The sequence below is a fragment of the Hafnia sp. CBA7124 genome (assembly GCF_002355555.1).
Taxonomy (GTDB): Bacteria; Pseudomonadota; Gammaproteobacteria; order Enterobacterales; family Enterobacteriaceae; genus Hafnia; species Hafnia alvei.
The window spans coordinates 4,060,850-4,085,838 of the sequence record NZ_AP017469.1; the positions used below are offsets into that span (position 1 = coordinate 4,060,850).

Consider the following 24,989-nt stretch of genomic DNA (forward strand, 5'->3'; position numbering starts at 1 on the left):
CTAATTTGAAGACGTAAAAAAGCCATCTGCAAATAGCTGATGGCTTTTTTGTTTTTTTATTTAAATCAAACTGCTACAACTTCTCACCATTGCTCTCAATCACTTGCTTATACCAATCGAAACTCTGTTTTTTCGACCGCTCCTGCGTGCCAGTGCCATCATCATGTTTATCAACATAGATAAAGCCATAGCGCTTACTGTATTGACCGGTTGTGAAAGAAACGCAATCGATGCAGCCCCACGGGGTATATCCCATCAGCTCAACGCCGTCGTCGATCACCGCTTTTTTCATCTGCTCAATGTGGGATTTTAAATACGCGATGCGGTAATCATCGTGAATTTGCCCATCGGCGCCGGCTTTGTCGACCGCGCCAAAGCCGTTTTCAACGATAAACAGCGGTTTCTGATAACGCTCATACAATATGTTCAGCGTATAACGCAGGCCTACGGGGTCGATCTGCCATCCCCATTCTGATGCTTTTACATGTGGATTCGGAACCGATCCTTCAAAACCTGCCAGCGCCGTACCTGTTCCCGCCGAGTTCGCCTGCACCGCATTACTCATGTAGTAGCTCAGGCCGATATAATCCGCACATCCGTCTAACAAAATCTGCTTATCATCCGGTTGCATTTCAATGTGATACCCTTTGCGCTCCCACTCTTTAAGAATGTATGAAGGGTAATAACCACGCATATGCACATCGCCAAACAGAAAACGCTCACGCATCGCTTCCTGCGCATACATCACATCATCGGGATGGCAGGAGTACGGGTAGAGCGGCACCATTGCAATCATGCAGCCGATTTGTAGCGCAGGATTAATATCGTGCCCTAATTTCACCACCTGTGCGCTGGCAACGAACTGGTGGTGCAACACTTGGTACATGCACTCTTCAGGGTTAGGCTCATTGGTGTAAATCACCCCTGAGCAGCAATAACCAAACAGCGGTGTTTTCCAGTTACGCTGGTTGTTGATCTCGTTGAACGTCATCCAGTATTTCACTTTATGCTGGTAACGTTTAATAACCACTTCGCTAAAGTGAACAAAGAAATCAATGACTTTACGATTTTTCCAACCACCGTACTCTTTCACCAAATGCCACGGCATTTCGAAATGCGACAGCGTAATCACTGGCTCAATGCCATATTTCAACAGCTCATCGAACATCTCATCGTAAAACTGTAGCCCCGCTTCATTCGGTTCTACTTCATCCCCATTCGGGAAGATGCGCGACCACGCAATCGAGGTGCGAAAACATTTAAAGCCCATCTCAGCAAACAGCGCGATATCACCTTTGTAGCGATGATAAAAATCGACCGCGTCGTGGTTGGCATAAAGATAACCGTCTTGGATACCGTCGGTGATCACGCGATCGACGCCATGTGATCCGCTGGATAAGACATCAACGATGCTTGGCCCTTTGCCGCCCTGATCCCAGCCGCCTTCAACCTGATGAGCCGCGACCGCGCCGCCCCACAGAAAATCATCCGGTAACCGTTGTTGTTTCATGCTGTTGCTCTCTTCTTTAATGAATTTTGTTACGTAATCAAGCGACTTCAGGCTGCGCCGCTGCTTTGGTATCTGTCACTGCTGCTGGAATTTCTTCTTTAAATCCGGCAAACCAGGTGAATACGGCACCGAGGACAAAGGCCACGCTTATCGACAGGACGAAACCAAGGAACTGAGGCAGATGCCCTTCTTTGAAGAACACCGGCAGCACCGCAATCCCAGGGATACAGTAACTCCACGATACCGCATTGAAGGAGCCGGCAATGGCACCGCCGACCGCACCCGCCATGCAGGCACAGACCATCGGACGTTTTAAGCGTAATGCCACACCATAAATTGCAGGTTCAGTAATCCCGAACAGACCCGTCATCCCCGCAGACAGCGCAACGCGCTTCATCTCGGCATCTTTAGATTTCAGGTAAACGCCCAGAACTGCGCCCGCCATGGCAAACACGGCGGAGGCTTGCAGGCCAGTAAAGGTGTCGTAGCCCAAAGTCGCGTAGTTGCCGACGGTGACAGGAGTAATCCCCCAATGCACGCCCAAGGTAACTAACGGTGTCCACAGCGCGCCAACCACAAAACCAGCTACCGCAGGACTAAGGTGATAAAGCGTGTTGTAAACCCCGCCGATGGCACCGCCAATCATGTTGCCAATCGGGCCAAATACCAGCAGAGTCAGAGGAACAATAATCGCCAAACAGAACATCGGCGTGAACAGATTACGGATCACCAGCGGCAGAATTCGTTCAAAGAAACGCTGCACATACGACATCATCCACACCATCAAAATGATCGGAATAACCGCCGAGGTGTAGCTCAAATACTCCACAGGCATACCTAAAAACGTCAGTGGATCTGCGCTAAGCGGGATCCCCACAACTTCCGTTAGCACACGGGCGATCTGTGGATTATTCACCGCTTCTTTCATCAGCTCCTGCATTGCCGGATCGGCTGAGTTAACCAGCAGGATCTTGTTGGCTGTCAGCATGCTCATGTAGTCAGGGCAAACCAGCGCACAGGCGGCAATCACGGCAGTAAATGGATTAACGTTAAATTTCTTCGCAGCGGTGTAAGCCACCATCACCGGCAGGAAAGTAAAGCCGGTCCATGAAACGAAGTTCAAGATACGGTACGTTCCGCTGGCAGGATCCATCCAGCCTAAAACGGCAAACAGCGAAATCAGCCCCTGCAGGACACCACATGCCGCAAGCGGGTAGAGAAAAGGCGCAAAAATACTGGAAATGATATCCATCAAGCGGCTAACAATGCCGACGTTAGGTGCGCTGACGGCCGCATTTTCATCCACCTGAATCAGCTTTAGCACTTCTCGATAGGCATCACCCACATGGTTCCCAATCACCACCTGTAATTGCCCGCTAGACTCAATAACCGTAATAACGCCTTTAACACGCTTAAGGGTTTCTTTATCTACCTGCGAATTATCTTTTAATACAAATCGTAGACGCGTTGCACAATGTGTGACATTAATCACATTATTATCGCTACCAATTAATTTTACAATTTCCTTGGCCGAGTCCGCATAATTAATTGCCATAGAATGAGTCCTTCTGTAGGAACAGAACCCCCTTTTAATAAACGGAGGGGAATATTTATGATTTATAATTTGGATAGTAGCAAAGAATTAATTAATGTCACGATATAACAAAAAAACGCAAATGTGATTTGTTACGTCAAAGAAACACGCTGTTTTTTATCAGATCAATGTCTCAATTATTAACTAGAAATATTCTTTGCTAATTTCTTTCCTATTGCCTCTAGCATATAAATAACCGGAACCTGAGTGGTGATATTATATTCACTGGCAATCAGGATTTGTGGCATGTGATAGGAAAGATTGAAGTCTGCCATGCGGGCTAAAGAGGAGGTTTCACTGTTGGTAATGCTGATGATTTTACAGTGATGTAGGCTAAACTGGCTCGCCAGTTTTAATATCTCTGGAGTTTCACCAGAAACGGATAAAATAATCGCAATCGCGTTTTTATACATATCCGTACTAATAGGATAATAGGGATCATCAATATAATTACTAAACTTGCCTACGTTAGAGAAAAAACGTGCGCCATATTTCCCTAGCGTGCCGGACGTACCAGCACCAACAAATATTATTCTTTCCGCCTCAGCAATTTGTTCCGCCGTGCGCGTAATAAGTTCTTCAAACTCATCATTATGAATACTTTTAAAGAAGCTCATTATTTCACTCGCTCCGGAGGTCAATAATAATTTCTCTTCTTGCTCAAGATAAAGTTTAAAACGAATACGAAATTCAGAATAGCCACTGCAATTCATTTTTTTGCAAAAGCGTAATATGGTGGTGGTGGAAACATCCGCTTCATCCGCCAACTCGCGGATAGTCATATACATCACCTTATCTTTATTTTTGATGACATAGTTATATACCATCAATTCCAAGCCATTCAGCGTCGATAAGGCGATATGGGTAAACATGCGAGTATCCAGTAACGAGTTATCGTGACAAAGTATCAGAACATCATAGCGATGACAAAGTATCTCAGACCTCAGAGGCGAAACGTTCCTCAAACAAGCTTAACGCCTGAGCACGGCAAATATGCGCGGAGCTCAGGCAGATTATCTTTACTGTCCTTGAATATCTTTCGCTATCGCGGTTTTAAAATCATCCATTGGGCAGAAACCATTGGCATCAATTTTACAACCATCAATTTGTAAAACCACACGCTGAGCCGGTGATGACAATGATAACGGCGTAGCATTGCGGATTTGATCGGTTGACTGATATACATATTCAATCTTCATCAAATCACGATTGTCGTTTTTATCATGCCAACGTTGGAAAACAATTTTCCCGCTGATTGGGGTTTTCTCATATTGCTTAGGCAGTTCATATTCGGCCGTTTTCATGGCTGCTAATAAAGACGCAATGTTGGAATCATGCCCCACCAGCACTGCGACCTTCGCTTTATGAGCGTCTGCCACAAGCGCGTTGTTATCTGGCGTTCCCACCAGCGCTGCGCTGACAAAACGCATCAAAGGTGCCGCCGCATTTTGGGCTACCGCTGACGAGCCAAACAGGGTTTCATGATAAAGATTCTTTATCTCTTCCAATTGCTGCCACTGTTTTTCATCGGTGATTTGTCCCCAAGCCACCTCTTTCAGCGGATATCCTTCGTAATACTGCAGCATAAACCCATCAGATGCGCCGGTTCCTACGCGTAGCGGCCCCGTAATCCCAGGTTCTTTGTCCTGAACGATATTGACCGTATTTGGCTGTTCCGCCAAAGAGCAGGTTTTTTTCTCGGTGCAAACTTTCGATTGCCCGTAGTCCATCACCTGCTGAAGTACCGCATAGTTAGGTTTCAAGCGCTCGTTAAGACCGTCAATCCCCCCCTGTCCCGCATGTTGGTTAATCGACTCGATGGCTTTTTGTTTGAACTCATCAGTGACTTTCGCGGTAATTATCGGGTTAAACGTTGGGTCCATGGTGCCAATTTTGGCCTGATGATTCACCTTGAGTGAACACTCGGGAAATGCGCCGCTGACAAAGCTTTTCGCGGTATCAATGGTGCGAGGTAGGCTATTCGCATAAACAAATACGGCACCGTCGGTTGGGCAACCCCCCGCAGGCAAAATGCCGGTTTGGGCAAGCCAATCGCGCATATATTTACCAAAGAGTGTTTCTACTTCAGCCCCTTTCGGCGTCAGCAATCCCCCTTCCGTTTTCCATACTGGCCATTGGTGTGGCGTCGATTCTGCCAAGATATCGCCATATCCCACCAGCGGTGCACGAATACCATGACGGCTAAAAATGAGAACTTGCTCTAGCTGGTAACCCTCAGGCGCGGCGGGAGAAACATCCGCAGACTGAGCCGCCAGCGGAATGAATAACGCCAATGCGCTCAGTGAGAAAAAGCCCTTAGTTATTTTTTTCATTTGCTCGTTTCCTTATACAAATTGAAGGGTTACCGAATGGAATTAACAGGGCTTAGTGTAGATAGGTATCTCCGTTATGTTCTGGTCACGCTTCACATAACAGGGCTAATCATGCTCATTGCGCAGAGCGCCATGCAGGATCTCTCTTCCAGAAAAGTCCGGTTGTCCCACATTTTCAATCCGCTATGGTCTGTGCCTATAAGAGAGAACAATGGGAGAGTCAGCATGTATTTACGCCCTGACGAAGTCGCACAGGTACTTGAACGAACTGGGTTTATTAGAGATTACGTGACCGATAAAGCCTATGGTTTTCACAAAGGCGATCATTACGTCTATGTTAACCGTGAGGCCAGAATGGGCCGAACCGCGCTGGTAATCCACCCAGCGCTCGGACAGAAAAGTCTTAAATTTGCGCACCCCGCCGAACCACTACGTAGCAGCGTAGCCTATACGCGTTTCCCTCAGGATCCCCATGCCGTAGAGACCGCGTTCGTTGGTATTCCACATGGTTTTACCTCGCGCGCGCGCCTCAGCCAGTATTTGGAAAAAATGTTCCAATAGCGACAGCGCTGAAAATGGGGCAAAAAAAACCTCTGCCGTGCGGGTGCTAGGCAGAGGCAAACTCTTGCAGCTATAGCGCTGTTTTATACAGGCTTATTATTAAAATTCATGACCACATCACATGGCCGATCAGCGGGGCTAGAACCACGGTCACGACCCCCGCTAACATCATAACTAAACTTGAAACCACGCCTTCGGTCTGCCCTATTTCATAGGCTTTCGCGGTCCCCGCGCCATGCGACGAAGCCCCTAATCCGGCTCCTTTCGCCATACCGCTGCGCACCGCCAACCGTAGGAATAAAATATCGCCAACCGCCATACCGAAAACGCCGGTAATCACCACAAACAGCGCCACTAAATCAGGTTGCCCACCTAGCTGTTTAGCCGCTTCCAACGCAAATGGCGTGGTGATTGAACGCACAGCCAAGCTGCGCTGAACTTCCTCCGGCAGCGTTAACAACCGAGCCAACCAAACCGAACTGCTCACCGCAACGACCGTTGCCGTAATCACGCCCGCGCTCAATGACATCCAGTGGCGGCGAATGACCGTCATGTTTTCATAAACTGGCACCGCAAACGCGATGGTGGCTGGGCCCAATAGCCAAAGCAGCCAATGGCTCTCTCCCATGTAGTCCTGATAGGAAACATGTGTTACCACTAAAAACAGCACCAAGATCAGCGGCGTTAAAACCAGCGGCATCATCCAAATGGTGTGAAGGCGACGGTATATTTTCTTATTGGCAAAATAGAGCGCTAACGTCATCAACAGGCACAGCACACTAATACTTAAACTACTCATACGCGATCTCGCTTATAGGCGGCTGATTGCTTTTTACGCTGTAGATAAATCTCGAAACGATAAACCCGATCCACTACCAGCGCGGTCAAACCAAGCGTAAGCGTGGTACTCACCGCAATCACGGCAAAAATTCGCCAACCTTCTACCATTAATAGCGAAGCGTAATTCACTACCGCGACCACGGCAGGAACAAAAAACAGCAACATTTCAGCCAATAACCAACGCGACCCTGCCTTTACCCACTTGATAGGCAAAACGCGTAAAACGATCATCGCCAGCAGCATCAGCATACCCACGATATTGGCAGGAAGAGGAAGGTGGAATCTAACCACAGCCCATTGTGCAACCAAAAACAGTGCGGCATACAAAGCAACCTGAACAGGCACCTGTAAGCGGCTTAGGACGAACGGTGCGCGAGAGCGCAACGCCAGAGACATGATAACCTCAGAATGAGCAAAAGTGTGAATGAGCGCACAGTATAGGCAGTAAACAATACCTGCATAAAATGAATTAATATTATTGCCTTTATGCCAAATTGGCATACTTTGTTATTCCATCAACAAAACGCTCTTATGGAGACACCATGGACGTCAGAACGCTGCGCTATTTTGTCGAAGTGGTACGCCAACAAAGCTTTACCCGCGCGGCGGAAAAACTGTTTGTTACCCAGCCAACCATCAGCAAAATGCTGCGCCATCTAGAAGATGAGCTGGGATGTACGCTGCTCATTCGTGAAGGACGCCGTTTACATCTTACCGACAGTGGACAAGCGGTTTATCAACGCGGCCTAGCCATACTGGATCAATTTAGCCAATTAAGAGCAGAGCTAGAAGATATCAGCACGGTGAAACGCGGCCAGCTTAAGTTAGGTATTCCTCCAATGGTCGGTACCCAAATGGCCGGATTGATTAATGAATTCCGCCATAACTATCCGGGAATCGAACTGATTATTTCCGAGTTTGGCGGGCTTACCGTTGAGCAGGCCGTATTATCAGGTGAACTCGATCTTGCCCTGACCGCACTCTCCGGTGATACCGACGGCGACATCGCGTCGCTGCCGCTGTTCAGCCACCCGCTATGCGTTTTAGTGCCTCGCACCGAAGAGTGGCTATCGCGCACCAGCATTGCTATGCCCGAACTCGCCGAGCAAAACATTCTGATCTACAACGAAGATTTCGCGCTCTACAAACAGCTAATGCAGGCCTTTGCCGCCCACAACGTGACACCACAGATTGCGGTTCGCAGCGGACAGTGGGACTTTCTCGCCGCCATGGTTCAGGCTGGCGTAGGCATCGCGATTTTGCCAGAACCTATCTGCCAACGACTCGATCCAAAGACCCTACTTTGGCTGCCGTTAGAGCCAAAACTGATGTGGGAGCTAGGTTTAATTTGGTGTGAGGGCAGGTACTTGTCGCACAGTGCTCAGGCGTGGATCGCGCGCTGCCGCGAATATTGGCCGAACGGGGAAATGCATCCAGAGTGGATAACGTTGAAGTAGTTCGATGACCCCACCCTAACCCTCCCCTTAGCAGGGGAGGGAACCGTTCAGCGTTGATCGAAAGATTCTCGAGCAACTCCTCCCCCTGCGAAGGGGAGGCTGGGAGGGAACCGTTCAGCGTTGATTGAAAGATTCTCGAGCGGCTCCTCCCCCTGCGAAGGGGGAGGCTGGGAGGGGGTTGTATTTCGATAAGTGGAAGTAAACCTAAAATACCTTACCCACTCTTCTCCACCAGCAACGCTTCTAGCAAATCAAGGTCGTGCAGCAGCTTCTGCAACGTTTCATTGCTGATTTTTTGTGTGGCACGCAGATGGTAAAGCTCGCCGCGCTCAGCGCGTAGCGCGGTTAAACGGAAGCGACGTTCAAGGTTTTCCACCTTACGCATCTCTTCGGCATTTTCCTTGGTGCTAATGCGCCGACGCAGGCTCCCTATCACTCGCGAACTCACCTCTGTCAGCAACTGAGGATCGATATTTTCCTCGGTATCAACTTCCAAGCGTTCCTGCATTTTCTTCAGGCTCTCAATCGCGACTTCTGCCGTCACCGATTTGGCCATCGACTCTTCTTCACGATAGGTATTCGTATCGTTGACCTCCATGCCTTTCAGCAGCAATGGTAGCGCAACGACCCCGACGATAAGCGAGAACAAAATCACTCCGGTGGCGATAAACACGAGCTGATATCGGCCAGGGAACGGCGTGCCATCGGTCAAGAACAGCGGGATAGAGAGCACACCGGCTAAGGTAATTGCACCGCGCACACCCGCAAACGACGCAATCCACAGGTCACGCAGGCTGTAGCTGGCGAACTGAAGCGGATTACGTTTGATGAAGCGCAAACTTAAGCGACGCATGCACCATAGCCACAGGAAACGTAATACCAGCAGCACGCCGTACACTAACGCAACGTCAGTGAACAGGAACCATGTCTGGATGGTAGGATCGCGCTCCGCCTGAATAATGGAACTCTCCAAAATCCCCGGCAGTTGCAGCCCCAACATGATAAAGACCATGCCGTTAAACACAAACTCGAGCATTGCCCAAACGCTGTTAGCGCGCAGTCGCATCGTCAATGGTGCATTACGAATCACGCCCGACTGGCTGATGGTCATGCCCGCCGCAACCGCGGCCAAAATACCGGAAACGCCCACGTGTTCAGCAATCAGATAGCTGGCAAACGGCAGCAGCATCAAGAATACGATTTGCGTGGCAGGATCATCGCCCGCCCAGCGGCTCATAAGGCGCAGCGATTTACTGTATAGCCATGTCACGGCAACACCGGCGAGCAGACCACCAATCGCGACTTTAAGGAACTCAAGCGTCGCACCGCCCACGGTGAACACCATCGTGCCCATCGCAACGGCGATAGCAAACTTCAGCGCAACCAGACCAGACGCATCGTTCATCAGGGCTTCGCCTTCCAGCACGCCCATAATGGTTTTTGGAATGCGGCCTTTGCCCACGATCCCACCTAACGCCACGGCGTCAGTTGGCGAGAGCACGGCGGCCAGAGCAAACGCAGCCACCAAAGGAACTTCAGGCAACAGGATGTGCAGGAAATACCCGACGCCAACCACCGTGATGAGCACCAGCACCAGCGCCAGACCTAAGATCTCACGCCCGTGGTGTAAAAATTCTCGCGTTGGCGTTTTCCACCCGTCAGCAAACAGCAGCGGAGGGATAAACAGTACGAGGAAAAGTTCAGGGTCAAAATCGACGTGCAGGCCAAAATGCGGCCATGCCAGCAGAGCCCCGATAGCAATCTGCATCAGCGGCAACGGTATTTGGAACGGCAACATACGCGTTACCACCCCAGATAAAGACACCACTAGGATCAGGATCAGAATAGTAAAGAAGATTTCCATGCTTTCCTTAGTCTCACTACAAAATACAACCGCGTTTTGCTTATAAATACCCTTTCAAACATATCACCTTATGATTTTTGTCCTAAAGGAAAAAGTGTGCAAATAGGCTGAGATTTACCTGAAAGTAACCAATGGTATTATTTCTGTTGAAGATAGCGACCGCAAGCGGTCATCACATAAAAACAAAGAGCGCCCTTAGGCGCTCTTATAAACGTTATCGGTTTTCACGCAGCAAACTTAAATTGCCCAGCCGCCTGCATAAAATGCCACCAAGGCAATCGCGATGATTACCGTGCCCACATTCAGCTTGCGCCACTCATTGGAGAAGATACGGCCAACCACTAAAGTGGTGAAGCCCAGCATAATACCGGTCACAATGTTACAGGTCAGAACGATAAACACCGCGCATACCAAACCAGACATCGCATCAACGAAGTCATTGAAATCCAGCTTGGAAACATTGCTCAGCATCAGCAGGCCAACATACATCAGCGCCGGTGCCGTTGCGTATCCCGGAACCAAATAAGACAGCGGAGACAGGAATAAAATCAGCAGGAACAGCACGCCAACAACGGTAGCCGTGAGTCCGGTTTTACCACCGGCTGCCGTACCCGCCGCAGATTCGATATACACGGCCGCAGGGGAAGCACCCACAAAACTCGAAACAATGCTGCTTACGGAGTCAGCGGTTAACGCCTTGCCACCGCTGATGATTTGGCCGTCTTTATCCAACAGGTTTGCCTGACCAGCCACCGCACGGATCGTACCGGTCGCATCAAAAACTGCCGTCATCACTAACGCCAGCACGCTTGGCAGTACCACTGGCTGCAATGCCCCCATGATATCGAGGCTAAAGATCAGCGATGAACCATCGGCTGCAGACAGGCTTGGCAATGCAAACAGTCCCTGATATTTCACGCTTGGGTCAAAAATCAGCCCGACGATTGAAATACCAATGATCACCAGCAAAATTCCGCCTGGAACTTTTAGCTTTTCCAAGCCGAAGATAATGGCAAGCCCTAGCAAGGACATCATCACAGGGAAAGAAGTGAATGCCCCCAGCGCCACCGGCAGCCCTTCAAGTGGGTTTTTAATCACTAAGCCCACGCCATTTGCGGCAATCAATAGCAGGAATAGCCCAATACCAATCCCCGTTCCGTGAGCAATCCCCATCGGCAGGTTATGTAATATCCACGAACGGATCCCCGTGACCGAAATCAGGGTAAACAGAACGCCCATCAAGAATACAGCGCCTAAAGCCACTGGAATACTGATGTGCTGCCCGAGCACCAAACTAAACGCGGTAAACGCCGTCAGGGAAATCGCACACCCGATGGCCATTGGCAGATTCGCCCACAGCCCCATTAGCAAGGAACCAAAAGCCGCCACTAAACATGTTGCAACGAACACGGCTCCAGGGGGGAATCCCGCCTTACCCAACATGCTCGGCACAACGATAACGGAATACACCATGGCAAGAAAAGTAGTCACCCCCGCCAACACTTCTTGGCGAACGCTGCTGCCACGAGCCGAAATTTTAAAGTAAGCGTCAAGCGAACCGCCCGATTTACCCGCTGACCCTTCTTGAGATGAATTGCTAGACATATTGATGTCCTCTGAGTGTTTTAACATTGCGCATGATGACAATAATGTTGTTCAAGATTGCTAACGCCTGAACCTGCGTTTTTCTTATTACCGTAACTTTGCGATATCCATTTGCGGTATCTATAACTTGCTACGAAACCACAAAGCAAACGATTACCCCATCAAGCACATCAGTCATAAAAATGGGACGGTTATTTAAGGCAAACGATTATCTGGCCTATAAACCGTCATTTCAACTAAAGATATCGACATTTTAGGTGCGTTCGTACACTAATTGTCCATCCACGTAGGTTCTGTAGATCGAACGGTCATCGCCAAGCGTCATCATCACGAATAATTTGTCCATGAGAGTCACAGAGTTATCGTAACGAAGCTGCTGTAACGGCGTTGCCGTTGGCTCTAAAACCACAAAGTCAGCCTCTTTGCCGACATTGAAATTACCGATGATGCCATCAAGCCCTAATGCTTTGGCACCGCCTAGGGTCGCCAGATAAAACGCTTCATAGGCCGACATTCGCCACCCTTGAAGCTGCATCACTTTGTACGCCTCATTCAGCGTTTGCAGCATATTGAAGGTGGTTCCAGCGCCGATATCCGTTCCCATGCCGACTTTAATCTGCTTATGCCACGCTTTTCTCAGGTTGAACAAACCGCTGCCGAGATACAAATTCGACGTTGGACAAAACGCGATCGACGAGCCGGTGTCGCGCAAACAGTCCCACTCGGACTCTTCTAAATGTACGCAGTGCGCAAAAACGCTATTTTTACCGGTTAACCCATAGTGATGATAAACGTCTAAGTAGCCCTTTCGTTCGGGATACAGAGCTTTAACCCACTCAATTTCGTCTTTATTTTCACAAAGATGGGTATGTAGATACGTGTCGGGATACTCTTCACGCAGCCGCTGCGCCATTGCCAGCTGTTCTGGCGTTGACGTTGGGGCAAAGCGCGGCGTAATGGCATAGAGCAAACGCCCGTTGTGGTGCCAGCGTTCGATCAGTGCTTTGCTTTGGCTATAGCTGGTTTGCGCCGTATCGAGCAAATAATCAGGGGCATTGCGATCCATCATCACTTTGCCTGCGATCATTCGCATATTGATGTTATGCGCGGCCTCAAACAGCGCATCAACCGATTCAGGGTGAACGGTGCCAAATACCAGCGCCGTGGTGGTGCCGTTGCGCAATAGTTGCTTGATAAAGAAAGCGGACATTTCGCGCGCGTATTCAATGTCGTTGTAACGCCGCTCGGCGGGGAACGTATGTTTATTCAGCCATTCCAGCAACTGTTCACCATAGGCTCCCACCATTTCGCTTTGCGGATAGTGAATATGGGTATCCACAAAACCGGGCACGATCATTTTTCCGCTGTAGTCACGTACGCGGATACCTTCTGGAATGAGATGCTTACCTTCCTGCCATGTGCCAAACCACTCAACTTTCCCACTGCGGAGCAGCATTAAGCCGTCTTCAATAAAACGCAGATGAGATTCAATTTCCTCAGGCTGCTCTACTGTTTTGACGATATCTAAAAAATTACCGCGTATCGCTTTCAAAGAATGTTGTCCAGACATGATGTTTTCTCCATAAACATGTCAGTGTGATGAACGACTACTTCGCTTGAGTAAAATTCTCAGTCACGGGCTTAATCAGTTCTTCCAACTCATCTTCTTGACCACGCTTATTCACTCTAGGGATCAGCAGGTTAAGAATGATGGCGGTTACGCCACCCGCACAGATAGGGTTTTCAAACAGCACATAAATAGAATCAGGAAGAACACGGAAGATTTGCGGATCGTAGGAAACACCCAGCCCAATCCCCAGCGCAGTTGCCACAATCAGAGTTTCACGCCGATCCATACCGCCACACAGAATGATTTTTATCCCGGCGAGGGCAATCATCGAAAACATCAGTGTCATTGCGCCGCCTAAAATAGGCGCGGGGATAGTGGTAAAGAAACGCCCAATAACGGGAAACAGCCCAAGGATCACTAATATCGCCGCGATGTATTTCCCCACGTGACGAGAGGCCACGCCGGTCATTTGGATCACGCCGTTGTTTTGCGCAAACGTGGTCAGCGGCAGGGAGCCCAATGCACAGGCAATCACCGAAACCAAACCATCTGCCAGCACACCTCCGGATAATCGTCGGTCGTATTCCTCACCCACAATTGGGCGTTCGGAAATAATCGCCGTTGCGGTGATGCTGCCCACCGCTTCCAAAATGCTTAAAAGATAGATGGTAGCGGCAACCAAAAAGGCATGAAAATCAAACGAGAAACCATATTTAAACGGCTGAGGAATGGTGATAATCGGCAGATCTTTTAGAGGCGAGAAATCAACAATACCCATAAATAACGCACAGACATATCCCACGATTAAGCCAATGGCGATCCCCCCCATCCGCAACAGCGCGTTCTGGCAGCAGTTGAAGCCAATCACCACGCACAGCACCAGAAATCCCAGACCGAGATTTTGATAGCTGCCAAAGGAGCCATCGCCTTTGGCGGGTAAACCTCCGCCAAAATCAATAATGCCGACTTTGATCAGGCTAAGACCAATCATCAGAACCACAACGCCGCTCACGGTGGGCGTGATCACGCGTTTGAGATAAGGAAGAACCTGTGACGAGGCAACAACCAGGAAAGCACCGACAAAGGCCACACCGAGTAGAGCGGAGATAATCGCCTGTTCGTCGAGCCCGTCTTTTTTCATTGAACCACCCAGCGCAATCATGACGGTCACGAACGAAAAATTGACCGACTGAATGGAGAGTAACCCTGAGCCAACGCGACCAAATCGATTTACCTGGATGAACGTACCAATCCCCGAGGCAATCATCGCCATAGAAACTAAATAGGCGGTGATCTCTGAAGATAGCCCTAGTGCAGTGCCGACAATCAGCGCAGGAGCAACCATGGGGACGAAAATGGCGAGAAGATGCGTCACCGCGCCGATCAACATTTCATGCAACGGCGGTTTATCATCAAGATGGTAAATAAGCTCTGAATCCCCAGAATATAAGGACTCATTTTTAACGGTTTTATCTGCAACTTGCTGTACATCAGACATTTTCTACTCCAGTGAGAAATTGAATATCTGATTCAATAAATGCGGGAAAAACCATGCAGAAACCCTGCCCAGATTAAAGTGAATCCAGACTTAAGCTCATGCTTAGTTAACTATTGAATCGTAGAGGCGCGGGAATGCTCTCCCCGCGCCTTATTACGCTTACGCCTCGAGTTTGTTCAGTCCTCGGAGGATTTTTTCCGGTGTAAAGTGCCACTCGCGTAGCCAAACACCGCAGGCGTCGTGAATCGCCGTCGCTATTGCAGGCGCTGCGCCGTTGACACCGATTTCAGAAATGGATTTGGCACCGAATGGGCCAACCCTATCGTCGCTGGGCACCAGAAATGCGCGGAAATCTCGTGGGATATCACCAATTTTGGGTGCCCCGTAGGTCTGTAGATCGCGCGTTATTGGGCTACCGTTTTCATCGTAAAACAGCTTTTCTGTCAGGCTGTGTCCGATGGCACGCATAGAGGCGCCATAGATTTGCCCTAACGCCAGTTCTGGATTAACCGGCGTACCGCAGTCGAGCAATGCATAGAACTTATCGAGCCGAATCTCACCGGTTCGCACATTGACCGCAACCTCGGCAAAGTTCGCGCCAAACGGGAAAGCAAAATCAGGCGTGATATAACACGCGGTAGCAACCAGCGTACCAAAGCCCGTCCCCGTTTCCGCTTTATGTGCAATCTCAGCAAAGCTCACTTCGCCCTGTTTACCCCGCACGATGCTTGGGTGGACGATCACCACGTCGTCGATAGGTTCACCCAACATCTGGGCTCCGTGGAAACGGATTTTTTCTTTCAGATTTTCAGCCGCTTTCTTGGCAGCGTTGCCGGAGAAACACGTACCTGAGGACGCATAAGCCCCCTTATCAAAGAGCGCATGATCGGTGTCACCCGAAATAACATGCACATCAGCCAGTGAACAACACAACACTTCTGCGGTAAGTTTAGTGACAACCGTATCCAATCCCGTACCGATGTCTGCGCCGCCAGAATGAACGATAATCGTGCCGTCAGATTCCAGCTTCACCATGCAGTTTGCTTGGTCGATATCTGGAATGCCGGATTTCTGCATGATAATCGCCACGCCTTGCCCAATTCGCCAATCTCCCTGTGGTGCCTTATTGGCTCCCCAATTCATCAGCTCGCGTCCTTTACGCAAAATCGGTTCTAACGCACAGCTCGCTGCGGTGGGTACCGACGTTGGCATTTTACCTTCGCCAATCGCGCCCAGTATTTTCAGCTCTTGCCCTTCGATGACGCGGTTGAGTTCAATCATATCCAGCAGATCGATATCGAGCTGTTCAGCTAACTCGGCCAGCGCCATGGTTAGCGCAAAGTTTCCTTTCGGCGCACCGTAGCCTTGGTAAGCACCGGTTGGGCAGATATTGCTGTAGTACGTCGTCACTTGGAAATTGACGTTGTCGCAAGGATAGAGGGGCAATGAAAGCGCGGGACCATTGCTGGGAACCGTTAAAGAATGGTTGCCATAAGGACCAGTGTTGGCACGGAAATCCATATCAATGGCGGTAAGCTTCCCTTCCTTCGTTGCCCCAATTTTCACCTTCACTTTGGCAACGTGTCGCGTGGTGTTACTGATAAATTCTTCTTCGCGAGTGTAATGAAAATAGACTGGGCGCCCCGTCACACAGGTTGCCCATGCACAGACTTCCTCTAACAGAATGTCCTGCTTAGAGCCAAATCCACCACCCACACGCTCTTTGATAACGTGGACTTTATTTTGCTTCAGCCCAACTAAGCGTGCTACCTGACGACGAACATGCCACGGTACCTGCGTAGATGCGTGGATCACCAACCGTTCACCGTCCATATAGGTGAAACAGACATGAGTTTCCGTCGGGCATTGTTGCGCTTGGGTCGATTCATACGTGCGTTCAATCACGACATCCGCCTGAGCGAATCCCTTTTCAACATCCCCAATACGGCCGTGAACGCCAGCGGCAATATTGCTATGTGGTTTTGCACCAATCGGGAAGTTGATAATCATGTGCTCGCCCCGCGTCGCCGAGCCCCGATTCTGCACCTCAAGGTCAGCCGGTGCGCCGTTCACATAAACAATAGGTTCATCATGAACAAGCGGAGCACCGTCGGCCATTGCCTCATCAATCGACATGACCGGTTTCAATACTTCAAAACTGACGTCTATTAACGCTAATGCCGCCAACGCAATCTCTTCGCTTTCAGCCACGACCGCAGCCACACGATCGCCCACATGGCGCATCTTCTTACCAAACATACGGCGATCGAGCGGAGAAGGCTCAGGCGCGCTTTGTCCACCCGGCGTGTAATAAATATCAGGGCAGTTCAAATGCGTAATCACATGTACTACGCCCGGCAATGCTTCCGCCTTGCTCACATCTAAATGCGTAATCAGCGCGTGCGGATGCGGGCTGCGCAGCATCTTGATAATGCAGGCATTGGCAGGGACGCGATCTTCAACATAGCAAGGTTTAGCCTGCACCATTTTGGCAGAATCGACCTTTGGGCACAGCTTGCCCACCACCTGTAAATCATCGCGAAACTCCGGCGCGATCTCCTGTTGACAGAAAGGATCGGCCATACGAGCCTGGGCTAATTCAACCACCTGATAAAACTGCTGATAGCCCGCATCGCGGCTAAATAATCCCGATAATGCATCATCGATCTGAGCTCGCGTTGGCGACGGAATGCGCTCAAGCAGCTCGGTAAGGATTAACGCTGCGGCAGGATCGTTATAGCCTGATTGCACAATCCCCACATCCACCATAGCCTGTTGTACTGGGCTAAGTTGATTCCACGTGCCCAGTGATTCTGCGGTGCGTACCACAGATCCCTCAAGTTGGGCTGCGATCAACAGTGAAGCGTTAACCACCACACCGTCGAAAATAATGGCGTCTGAACCCGCAAATCCAAACCCATCGTCACTGTTACGTACAGAATGCAGGCCTAGATTAAACAAGACTTTCTGCACGTTATCCCCCGCCTCACATGACAACGTGCAAGGGGTACCATTTAGCGTAAAGCGAATATTCATATCACTTTTCCTCACTCATCTGCTGACAGTCAGCCAACAGTTCTGCAACGACAACACCCGCGATATAGCGTTTGTATGCTTCGCTGCCTCCGATATCAGCACGTGGGGAAATGGCATCGCTCACGGCCTTCTCTAGTTCGTCATCACTTAGGCCACGAGACTCCACGTCACGCAGTCGTATTGCTCGTTCAGACACACCATCTAGCGCAATTTTCATTTCACCATGGGAGCCGGTTGCTACCGCCGCGGTTATCACGGCCAAGCCTGCCGCAGAGCGTGCGATCTTACGCGTTGAACAGTTTTGGTATGGATCGGGGAGGATCACCTCTAGCAGAAGATCGTCACGATCGTTATCCAGATACTCTTCTAGATTGAGCGTTTCACCTTTTGCCGTCACCACCAGCGCATCAAGCACTAGCAACACGGGAAGTAGAACGCGCTCTTTCTGCTTGGCGACAATTTCGCCTGCTAGAGTGGCCTGATTACGGAGATGGCGAGAGTAGATAAACCCCAGAGCATGACGCAGCGCATCGGGGATCAGCGGGGTATCAATCAGCCGCTGTAGCGTTGCCTGAGAACCAATGTGTAGTTTTCCCTGCTGCAAACTCACCTTATCAAGTCCGAGCTTTGATAAAGCGATACCAAACTTCTTTGTCGTTTTGGTCGGCGTCGCATTTAACTTGCTACCTCCGCCAAAATAGACCGCCTCATCCTGAAACTGGCGCTTGAGTTCAAGTGCCTGCTTAACGGATTCTGGCCAGAAAAATTGCTCAATCATTTTTCATCCTCTTGTTATTTGCCCCTAGAAGGACAAACCGCCCCTAATAAGGGGCGGTATAACAGTTATGCTAAGTCATCCATCCGCTTCCATAACCGTGCCGCCACCTTGCTGGCTTCGGCATAAATTGGCGTTACATCAAATGGGAATTGGCCGTTTTCATAAACGAAGCGTCCTTCAACCATCACACTTCGGACGCTGCCTGAGCCCATACCAAACGCGAGATGTCCGCCAATATTTTGGGCCGCTAGCGGCGTTGGCTCTGGATAATCACACACGGTAAGATCGGCTTTGTAGCCTGCGGCTAAGCAACCGAATTGAGCGCCGAAGTTGCGTTCCAGTAAGCGATTACCATTCCATAAGAAACGCGTGAAACTGTCTGGCCACATTGGACCTCCGGCATCACGGTGTTTAAAGAAGGCGAATTTCAGCTCTTCAAACATATCTGAGCCTATGCCATCCGTTCCCAAGGCCACATTCTGGTATTCGCCAATGCGATGGTTATAGCCAACGTGATTGTTCATATTGGAACGGGCGTTATGCACCAAGAACGCATCCTGTCGGTTGATGATCTGAATATCGGCCTCAGAGAGATACAGACCGTGCGCCACCAGCGTTTTGGCGTCGATCAGATCGTGCTCCGCCAAGCGTACAATCAGATCCTTGCCATATTTATCGTGGCTGTGAGATACGTCATAACTGTCTTCCGCCGCGTGAATATGCAGGCCTCGCCCCGTGGCTTTAATCGCTTCACGCAGCATATCCAGACCCGCATCCGACACGGTGAAAGGCGCATGAGCACCAATATGTGCCTCCACCAAATAGGGCTCACTCCCCTGCTTCTTCGCGTTATCAATCAACCGGGCAAAGGCAATGTTCTCTTCCACACCCGCCTGAAGCTCTTTATTGCCACCGTTACGATCGGTGGTTTCAAAGCAGGTCATACCGCGCAGCCCTGCTTTAATAAACCCCTTACGCAGCGTATTTAATGACCCCGCGATGTAGTTAGGCGAAGCATGGTGATCGATAACCGCGGTACAGCCGCTTTTGATGGCTTCCAGCGAACAAATTAGCCCACTGTAATACAGCGACTCCTCATCTAAGGCGCGATCCAAGCGCCACCACAGATTTTTCAACGTGGAGATAAAATCAGGGCTAGGGGCAATATTGGCCATAATCCCGCGCGATAATCCGGAGTAGAAGTGGTTATGCGCGCAGACAATGCCCGGCATAACCCATTTACCCTGCATATCTTTCACATCTGCCTGCGGATATTTGGCAACCAGCTGGCTGCCTACCTCTTTGATAAGCGAGCCTTCAATCGCAATATCAATACCGTGTTGTACCCAAGCCGGTTCGAACTGAACCGCCGTCACATTTTTTAGGATCAGCATAATTAAACCTCCACTCGGCCAAGCAGGTAGTGATGATGGTTGTGAACATGGCTAATGATGCGGCACATGTCTTCCAGCTCAGGGGGAACGTCATCAAGCTGGCCTTGTTTATCAATATGCAAATGCCAGATTTGCTTACCTTGTCGAACGCTGACGTTATCGTTATCGACAAAGAATCCTGGGTTGGTGCTGTTGGTAAAATCTTCTGGCAGGCTGTAGATGGTAATTTTGTCTTTGTAAGGTTTTCCCTGCCACGGACAGAACTGCGCACAGTTGCCACACTCGTTGCAGTAAGCATCTAAATGCAGGGTTTGGAAACGATCGTGGAAGCCGGGAACGGCAATAGACACGTTGGCGCGGTTTGGGCAAACATCGACGCACTTGCTGCAGATATAGTTACACTCCAAGCAACGCTGCGCTTCCTGAGCCACAAAGGCTTCACGCTCTTCTTTATCCACCATCAGCACGCTGATCGCACCTTTACGCTGGTAAATCTCCGCCGGATCGACGTTAGACCACTGCTTATCGCTGTGATGAGTACGGATATTTTCACGCTTGAGCACTTCGTCCGTCGCACGGCGAGCAGTACTGATAGCCGCAACGATGGAGGATGGACCACTTTGCACATCACCAATTAAGAACACGTTAGGACGTGGAGTTTCACCGGTCTCTGCGTTTACCGCAGGCCAACCCTCGGCATTTAATGGCACACCCATCGCGCTAAGCGCCGCGCAGTCGGCCTGTTCACCAATGGCGGTAATCAGCGCGTCCATGCGTAGTTTGATGGTTTTATCCGTGGCCACTGGGCGACGACGGCCTTTCTCATCGGGTTCGCCGAGCTCCATCACCCGCGCAGTGAGCGTGCCGTCGGCATCGAACTGCTCTGGGTTAGTTAGGAACATAAACTTCACGCCGTCTTCAACCGCTTCTTCATACTCTTCGCGGTAGGCTGGCATTTCATTTAAGGTGCGACGATAAATGACGGTCACATCTTCTACGCCGGGAACCTTCAGCGCAGCACGCGCGCAGTCCATGGCGGTATTCCCCGCGCCAACGACGGCCACATGACGGCCTAAAGAGAGTTTATCGCCACGGTTATAGCTACGCAGGAACGGCAGCGATTTATAAACATCGCGGTTGTCACCTGCCAGTTTCACACCGCTGTTTTTATCGGTGCCGACCCCAATAAAGACATAGCGGAAACCTTGCTGGGTAAGCTTATCGACGGTTAATGCAGGATCGCAGCCGAACTCAAACTTCACCCCGTGTGCGGCAACAAAATCGATATCATGCTGGATAGTTTCAGCCGGAATACGGAACTGAGGAATAATGTTTTTCACCACCCCACCCGCGTTGGCTTCACGCTCAAACAAAGTGACCTGATAGCCCGCTCGCGCCAAGAAATATCCTGCGGAGAGTCCTGCTGGCCCTGCGCCTAGCACCGCAACCGGATGCTTAGAGCCAGAGCCCGCAGGTTTATGCCAGCGTTTCTGATATTCATCCCAGCCTTTTTCCAATGCCACCTTTTTCAGCTCGCGAATGTTTAGCGCGCTGTCATAGTCCATACGAGTACAGTTGTACTGGCACTGATGATCGCAGATGTGCCCGGTGATGGCAGGCAGCGCATTGCGCTGATAAATCAGCTCTAACGCATCGGCGTAGCGTTGTTCACCGAGCAAACGAATATATTCAGGAATATCTTGTTTGATTGCACAGGCGGTGACGCACGGTGCCACATAGCAATCGGTCATTGGCAATGGGCCGCCTGCATCAATATGATCCTGCGCTTTCCAATGTTTCTGGGTGTATTCCATGCTAACGGCTTTCTTCGCCAGCGCTTCCAAACGCTCAACGTCGACTTTAGTCATACCCCACGAATCAGACTGATCCAGCTCACGCATGCACTCTAGCTGGCGTAAGTACCCGCCCGGCTTGAGTAAATCCGTTGCCATCGTGATAGGACGAATGCCAGTATCAAAGATATCGCGAATATTAAATTTGCTCGCGCCGCCGGAGTACGAGATTGGCAGCTTGCCGTCGAACGCACGTGATAAGACGGCAGCCACGTTGATAGACAGTGGGAATAGCGCACGCCCAGACATATACATCTCTTCACCCGGCAGCGCGCCTTTGTGATTGATGGTGCCGAGCGTGTTGGTGAGTTTCACCCCGAAGCTAAGCTGCTTTTGCTGGCCTAGAGCCGTCAATCTTTGCAGCATAGAAATGGCCTGCTCTAGCTTCAAATCATGCTCAAAGGACTCTTCTTTCAGGCCAATATAATCAAAGCCGCAGGTGTCGAGAATTTCACGCACGCGAGGGTAGCCAAGCAGCGTTGGGTTTAATTTAACAAAGGTGTTGAGCCCTTTTTCCTCCAGCATATAGCGGCAGATCGCCTCAATTTCATTAGGTGGGCAACCGTGCATCGTGGAGAGCGTGACCCCATGAACCATTTGCGCGGGGATTTGCTGTGGTAGTTGGCTGAGCTGCGCTGAACGCGATTCAAACTGTTCGCGAATGAAATGAGACAGGATAGACTGATATTCGGCATATTTCGGATGTTGGCCTGAATCCATCATGCTATGAATAAAGTTCTGCATGGCGGGCTGCTTGATGCCTTCAAGGTTATAGCCAACGCTCATATTGAAGATGAATGACTTAGCTTCACCCTGTGTGCGAGGGTCAAAAAGAGCTTCGAGTAAATGCAAAACAAACCAGGCTTTCAGATATTCGTCATGGGCTTTTTGCAGCGTGAATTCCGTTGACCATTCGGTGTTAAAGCATTCGTCTTCAGCATCGATACACGGTTTGTCTAATTCTAAGCGGTCAAGAATTTGCACCGTTTTCAACTCAATAAAGCGCCCACCGGTCAACCAAGACACAATGATATTTTGCGCAAGCTGTGTATGCGGCCCTGCGGCTGGCCCCATAGGCGTTTCACAGGTTTCGCCAAATACCTTGATAAGTCGGTCGTTATCTTTGCGATAGAACTGCTGTTCCGGTATCCCGAAGATTGAGTGGCTTTCGTTATACTCGTCGAAAACACGCGTCAAAAGTTCCTTGAAAGGAACGGGGCGCATAATATCTCCCATGACTATCTCCTTGCTGCGACATGCTCAAATGTAAAATGGCAGAGGATTCTCAATCCTCTACGGATAGGAGATATGGGAGCAACAATCGAGCCAAAGGTTTTCTAGCCATAAGAAAAAAGCTAATTCCGTGAGCCAACTCGAATAGTGATTTTTATTTGTGAAATTGCTCACTAAACAAATGAGAATATAAATCAATGCGGCAGTAACACATAATTAGCCAATTATCTAACTCAGGAATAAATTATCAAATTAGAATAATACGGTATCAGTTTGATAAAAAATAATAAGCGTTACTTTGAAAAATGAGAGCGCAATCGATAAACCGAATTAAAACATCTATTCCTTACTAAATATCCAGTAAGGAATAAAATACCCCACGACCATATAGATTATATTTTTAGCAAGCGCTGATATGCCTCTGGCGTATCTATATCCATAATCGTTTGCGGCTGCGGCATATTAAGATAGCGGTACTCCCCCGCGAGTAAAAACTCGCGCATTGATGATACAGACACATCATCTTGGCAAGCTCGCTTTATAATTTTTTGAGGCAGCAAAACAGGGTGTCCCGGCGTTCCTTGGTGGCAGGGCAACAACGCGTATGGCCCGCGTTTAAGCCAAACTTGATGGAAAATATCACGGTTCAAACAAGGAATATCACCGTGAGTGATAAAGCAATAATCTGTTTTAACGATCGGACCTGCCGCCTGTATGGAAGAGAATAGCCCGCTGACGTAATTATTATTTACAACAACTGTGACATCACTCGCAGTATTATAACGGTCATACAGTTCATCACCGCGATATCCAACTACTAATATAATACGGCTACAAAATTGCCTCGCATTTTCTATACTTGAATCAAGAATTGTTCCCTCTTTATAAGGTAGCATCATTTTCCATTGCCCCATTCGAGAGGAAAGGCCCGCAGCGGTAATGATACAGTCAACATTTTCACGCGGTTTCAAATTCTCGACCGGAGATATATTCGCGTACGGATGTTTTCCTCTTTTCTGATTCATCATTCCCTCTCTGCATAACCTTTAATGAATGCTTATGAACTTTGACCTAGACGTACTATTTAATGATGTACTTTCAAGCGTGAAAAATAATAAGTCATACCTGATAAGCCTCATTGGAGCCGGTGGTAAAACCAGTACGCTTTTTTGGCTTGCCCAGCGATTTTCTCAGCAAGGCCTGAGCGTATTAATCACCACCACCACGCATATGTACCGACCTGAACCGTCACAGGCCCAGACTATCATTGAAAAAGAGGATTGGCATGCTCTGCTTACCCACCAAAAAGCATCATCCTCCACTCCCAAGATCGTAGCACTATTCACTGAATATAACGCGGCCACTCATAAAGTTTCAGGCATTACACCTGAGCAGGCCGACATGCTACAAGCTGCTCAACTCTTTGATGTCATCTTAGTTGAAGCTGACGGTGCTCATCAGCAATTACTCAAAGCGCCAGCAGGGCATGAACCTTGCATACCCCAAAGCAGTAAATGTGTCATTGCACTGACTGGAGGCCTTGTCATTAATAATCCTGCCGATCCTGAGCAAATCCATCGTTGGCCGATTTTTGCCGATCTTTGCGGCATAAAAGCTGGAGATAGATTAAATATTTCGGTATTTGAGCGATTCATCGCCCATCCGGATGGAATGTTCAAAGGCACCCCACCGCACGCGTTACGGGTTTGGTTTATTAACCGACTTTATCAGATTGATAATGCGCTATTGGGTTCATTGACTGCGCTGCTAAAGGCACGGCCTGAGCTCAGCACTATTTGGATTGGCGCAGTTCAAGAGTCACCTCCGATTACACACCAGTTATGTCAGTCGCAAACCACATAA

At 49.5% G+C, this 24,989-nt stretch carries 18 protein-coding genes; 3 read left to right on the top strand and 15 right to left on the bottom strand.

The features are described 5' to 3' along the window. Positions 1–73 precede the first annotated feature (73 nt). The 4 genes from CPY98_RS18400 to agp form a co-directional block, all read right to left on the bottom strand. Positions 74–1,510: a 6-phospho-beta-glucosidase gene (locus tag CPY98_RS18400; RefSeq protein ID WP_096388582.1), complete on the bottom strand. Its 1,437-nt coding sequence runs from the start codon at positions 1,508–1,510 to the stop codon at positions 74–76. A 37-nt stretch (positions 1,511–1,547) separates the two neighbouring features. Then, on the bottom strand, positions 1,548–3,065 hold the full coding sequence (locus tag CPY98_RS18405) for a PTS transporter subunit EIIC (protein WP_025798493.1): 1,518 nt from the start codon (positions 3,063–3,065) through the stop codon (positions 1,548–1,550). Between the two features lie 179 nt (positions 3,066–3,244). Further along, a complete protein-coding gene (locus CPY98_RS18410; RefSeq protein WP_025798495.1) occupies positions 3,245–3,976 on the bottom strand; it encodes a MurR/RpiR family transcriptional regulator in 732 nt (243 codons plus the stop codon). Between the two features lie 147 nt (positions 3,977–4,123). Continuing rightward, positions 4,124–5,437 (bottom strand): bifunctional glucose-1-phosphatase/inositol phosphatase, encoded by a 1,314-nt coding sequence (gene agp, locus CPY98_RS18415; RefSeq protein ID WP_096388583.1) that lies wholly within the window; start codon positions 5,435–5,437, stop codon positions 4,124–4,126. A 225-nt stretch (positions 5,438–5,662) separates the two neighbouring features. On the opposite strand from agp, the gene CPY98_RS18420 reads away from it, so the two are divergent. Beyond that, positions 5,663–5,998, top strand: a complete 336-nt coding sequence (locus CPY98_RS18420) for a DUF2002 family protein (RefSeq protein WP_043488909.1) — start codon at positions 5,663–5,665, stop codon at positions 5,996–5,998. A 106-nt stretch (positions 5,999–6,104) separates the two neighbouring features. Here CPY98_RS18420 and CPY98_RS18425 read toward each other — a convergent pair whose 3' ends face one another. Both CPY98_RS18425 and CPY98_RS18430 read right to left on the bottom strand, forming a co-directional pair. Continuing rightward, positions 6,105–6,797, bottom strand: a complete 693-nt coding sequence (locus CPY98_RS18425; protein ID WP_043488906.1) for an LrgB family protein — start codon at positions 6,795–6,797, stop codon at positions 6,105–6,107. Beyond that, positions 6,794–7,234, bottom strand: coding sequence for a CidA/LrgA family protein (locus CPY98_RS18430; protein ID WP_096388780.1), 441 nt, complete (start codon positions 7,232–7,234; stop codon positions 6,794–6,796). Before CPY98_RS18430 ends, CPY98_RS18425 begins: the two co-directional genes overlap by 4 nt. A gap of 146 nt (positions 7,235–7,380) precedes the next feature. Between CPY98_RS18430 and CPY98_RS18435 the strand changes: the two genes are divergently transcribed. Further along, positions 7,381–8,295, top strand: a complete 915-nt coding sequence (locus tag CPY98_RS18435) for a LysR family transcriptional regulator (RefSeq protein WP_025798504.1) — start codon at positions 7,381–7,383, stop codon at positions 8,293–8,295. Between the two features lie 214 nt (positions 8,296–8,509). Here the strand turns inward: CPY98_RS18435 and CPY98_RS18440 are convergent, their stop codons facing one another. The 9 genes from CPY98_RS18440 to CPY98_RS18480 all read right to left on the bottom strand — a co-directional run bounded on the left by CPY98_RS18440 (position 8,510) and on the right by CPY98_RS18480 (position 24,154). Then, positions 8,510–10,159 (bottom strand): Na+/H+ antiporter, encoded by a 1,650-nt coding sequence (locus CPY98_RS18440; protein ID WP_046448917.1) that lies wholly within the window; start codon positions 10,157–10,159, stop codon positions 8,510–8,512. Between the two features lie 237 nt (positions 10,160–10,396). Then, on the bottom strand, positions 10,397–11,764 hold the full coding sequence (locus CPY98_RS18445) for an NCS2 family permease (protein WP_025798509.1): 1,368 nt from the start codon (positions 11,762–11,764) through the stop codon (positions 10,397–10,399). Between the two features lie 253 nt (positions 11,765–12,017). Next, positions 12,018–13,334 (bottom strand): guanine deaminase, encoded by a 1,317-nt coding sequence (gene guaD / locus CPY98_RS18450; protein ID WP_157743854.1) that lies wholly within the window; start codon positions 13,332–13,334, stop codon positions 12,018–12,020. Between the two features lie 37 nt (positions 13,335–13,371). Then, complete coding sequence (locus tag CPY98_RS18455) at positions 13,372–14,832, bottom strand: nucleobase:cation symporter-2 family protein (RefSeq protein WP_043488890.1); 1,461 nt, start codon at positions 14,830–14,832, stop codon at positions 13,372–13,374. A gap of 159 nt (positions 14,833–14,991) precedes the next feature. After that, on the bottom strand, positions 14,992–17,868 hold the full coding sequence (locus CPY98_RS18460) for a molybdopterin-dependent oxidoreductase Mo/Fe-S-binding subunit (protein ID WP_043488888.1): 2,877 nt from the start codon (positions 17,866–17,868) through the stop codon (positions 14,992–14,994). A 1-nt stretch (position 17,869) separates the two neighbouring features. Continuing rightward, a complete protein-coding gene (ygfM, locus tag CPY98_RS18465; RefSeq protein ID WP_096388585.1) occupies positions 17,870–18,646 on the bottom strand; it encodes a molybdopterin-dependent oxidoreductase FAD-binding subunit in 777 nt (258 codons plus the stop codon). A 65-nt stretch (positions 18,647–18,711) separates the two neighbouring features. Next, entirely contained in the window at positions 18,712–20,040 is a 1,329-nt protein-coding gene (ssnA, locus tag CPY98_RS18470) for a putative aminohydrolase SsnA (RefSeq protein WP_025798518.1), read from the bottom strand. A 2-nt stretch (positions 20,041–20,042) separates the two neighbouring features. Next, on the bottom strand, positions 20,043–23,129 hold the full coding sequence (gene ygfK / locus CPY98_RS18475) for a putative selenate reductase subunit YgfK (RefSeq protein WP_096388586.1): 3,087 nt from the start codon (positions 23,127–23,129) through the stop codon (positions 20,043–20,045). A gap of 389 nt (positions 23,130–23,518) precedes the next feature. Further along, positions 23,519–24,154 (bottom strand): NTP transferase domain-containing protein, encoded by a 636-nt coding sequence (locus tag CPY98_RS18480; protein ID WP_096388587.1) that lies wholly within the window; start codon positions 24,152–24,154, stop codon positions 23,519–23,521. A 31-nt stretch (positions 24,155–24,185) separates the two neighbouring features. Between CPY98_RS18480 and yqeC the strand changes: the two genes are divergently transcribed. After that, positions 24,186–24,989, top strand: a complete 804-nt coding sequence (gene yqeC, locus CPY98_RS18485) for a selenium cofactor biosynthesis protein YqeC (RefSeq protein WP_096388588.1) — start codon at positions 24,186–24,188, stop codon at positions 24,987–24,989.

Bases quoted from the DNA above. Each gene is read 5' to 3' on its own strand.
- CPY98_RS18445 (WP_025798509.1), bottom strand. From the start codon at position 11,764: ATGTCTAGCAATTCATCTCAAGAAGGGTCAGCGGGTAAATCGGGCGGT.
- CPY98_RS18440 (WP_046448917.1), bottom strand. From the start codon at position 10,159: ATGGAAATCTTCTTTACTATTCTGATCCTGATCCTAGTGGTGTCTTTA.
- CPY98_RS18430 (WP_096388780.1), bottom strand. From the start codon at position 7,234: ATGTCTCTGGCGTTGCGCTCTCGCGCACCGTTCGTCCTAAGCCGCTTA.
- CPY98_RS18480 (WP_096388587.1), bottom strand. From the start codon at position 24,154: ATGATGAATCAGAAAAGAGGAAAACATCCGTACGCGAATATATCTCCG.
- CPY98_RS18405 (WP_025798493.1), bottom strand. From the start codon at position 3,065: ATGGCAATTAATTATGCGGACTCGGCCAAGGAAATTGTAAAATTAATT.
- yqeC (WP_096388588.1), top strand. From the start codon at position 24,186: ATGAACTTTGACCTAGACGTACTATTTAATGATGTACTTTCAAGCGTG.
- ygfM (WP_096388585.1), bottom strand. From the start codon at position 18,646: ATGATTGAGCAATTTTTCTGGCCAGAATCCGTTAAGCAGGCACTTGAA.
- CPY98_RS18400 (WP_096388582.1), bottom strand. From the start codon at position 1,510: ATGAAACAACAACGGTTACCGGATGATTTTCTGTGGGGCGGCGCGGTC.
- CPY98_RS18455 (WP_043488890.1), bottom strand. From the start codon at position 14,832: ATGTCTGATGTACAGCAAGTTGCAGATAAAACCGTTAAAAATGAGTCC.
- ssnA (WP_025798518.1), bottom strand. From the start codon at position 20,040: ATGCTGATCCTAAAAAATGTGACGGCGGTTCAGTTCGAACCGGCTTGG.
- CPY98_RS18410 (WP_025798495.1), bottom strand. From the start codon at position 3,976: ATGTTTACCCATATCGCCTTATCGACGCTGAATGGCTTGGAATTGATG.
- agp (WP_096388583.1), bottom strand. From the start codon at position 5,437: ATGAAAAAAATAACTAAGGGCTTTTTCTCACTGAGCGCATTGGCGTTA.
- CPY98_RS18460 (WP_043488888.1), bottom strand. From the start codon at position 17,868: ATGAATATTCGCTTTACGCTAAATGGTACCCCTTGCACGTTGTCATGT.
- ygfK (WP_096388586.1), bottom strand. From the start codon at position 23,129: ATGGGAGATATTATGCGCCCCGTTCCTTTCAAGGAACTTTTGACGCGT.
- CPY98_RS18425 (WP_043488906.1), bottom strand. From the start codon at position 6,797: ATGAGTAGTTTAAGTATTAGTGTGCTGTGCCTGTTGATGACGTTAGCG.
- CPY98_RS18420 (WP_043488909.1), top strand. From the start codon at position 5,663: ATGTATTTACGCCCTGACGAAGTCGCACAGGTACTTGAACGAACTGGG.
- guaD (WP_157743854.1), bottom strand. From the start codon at position 13,334: ATGTCTGGACAACATTCTTTGAAAGCGATACGCGGTAATTTTTTAGAT.
- CPY98_RS18435 (WP_025798504.1), top strand. From the start codon at position 7,381: ATGGACGTCAGAACGCTGCGCTATTTTGTCGAAGTGGTACGCCAACAA.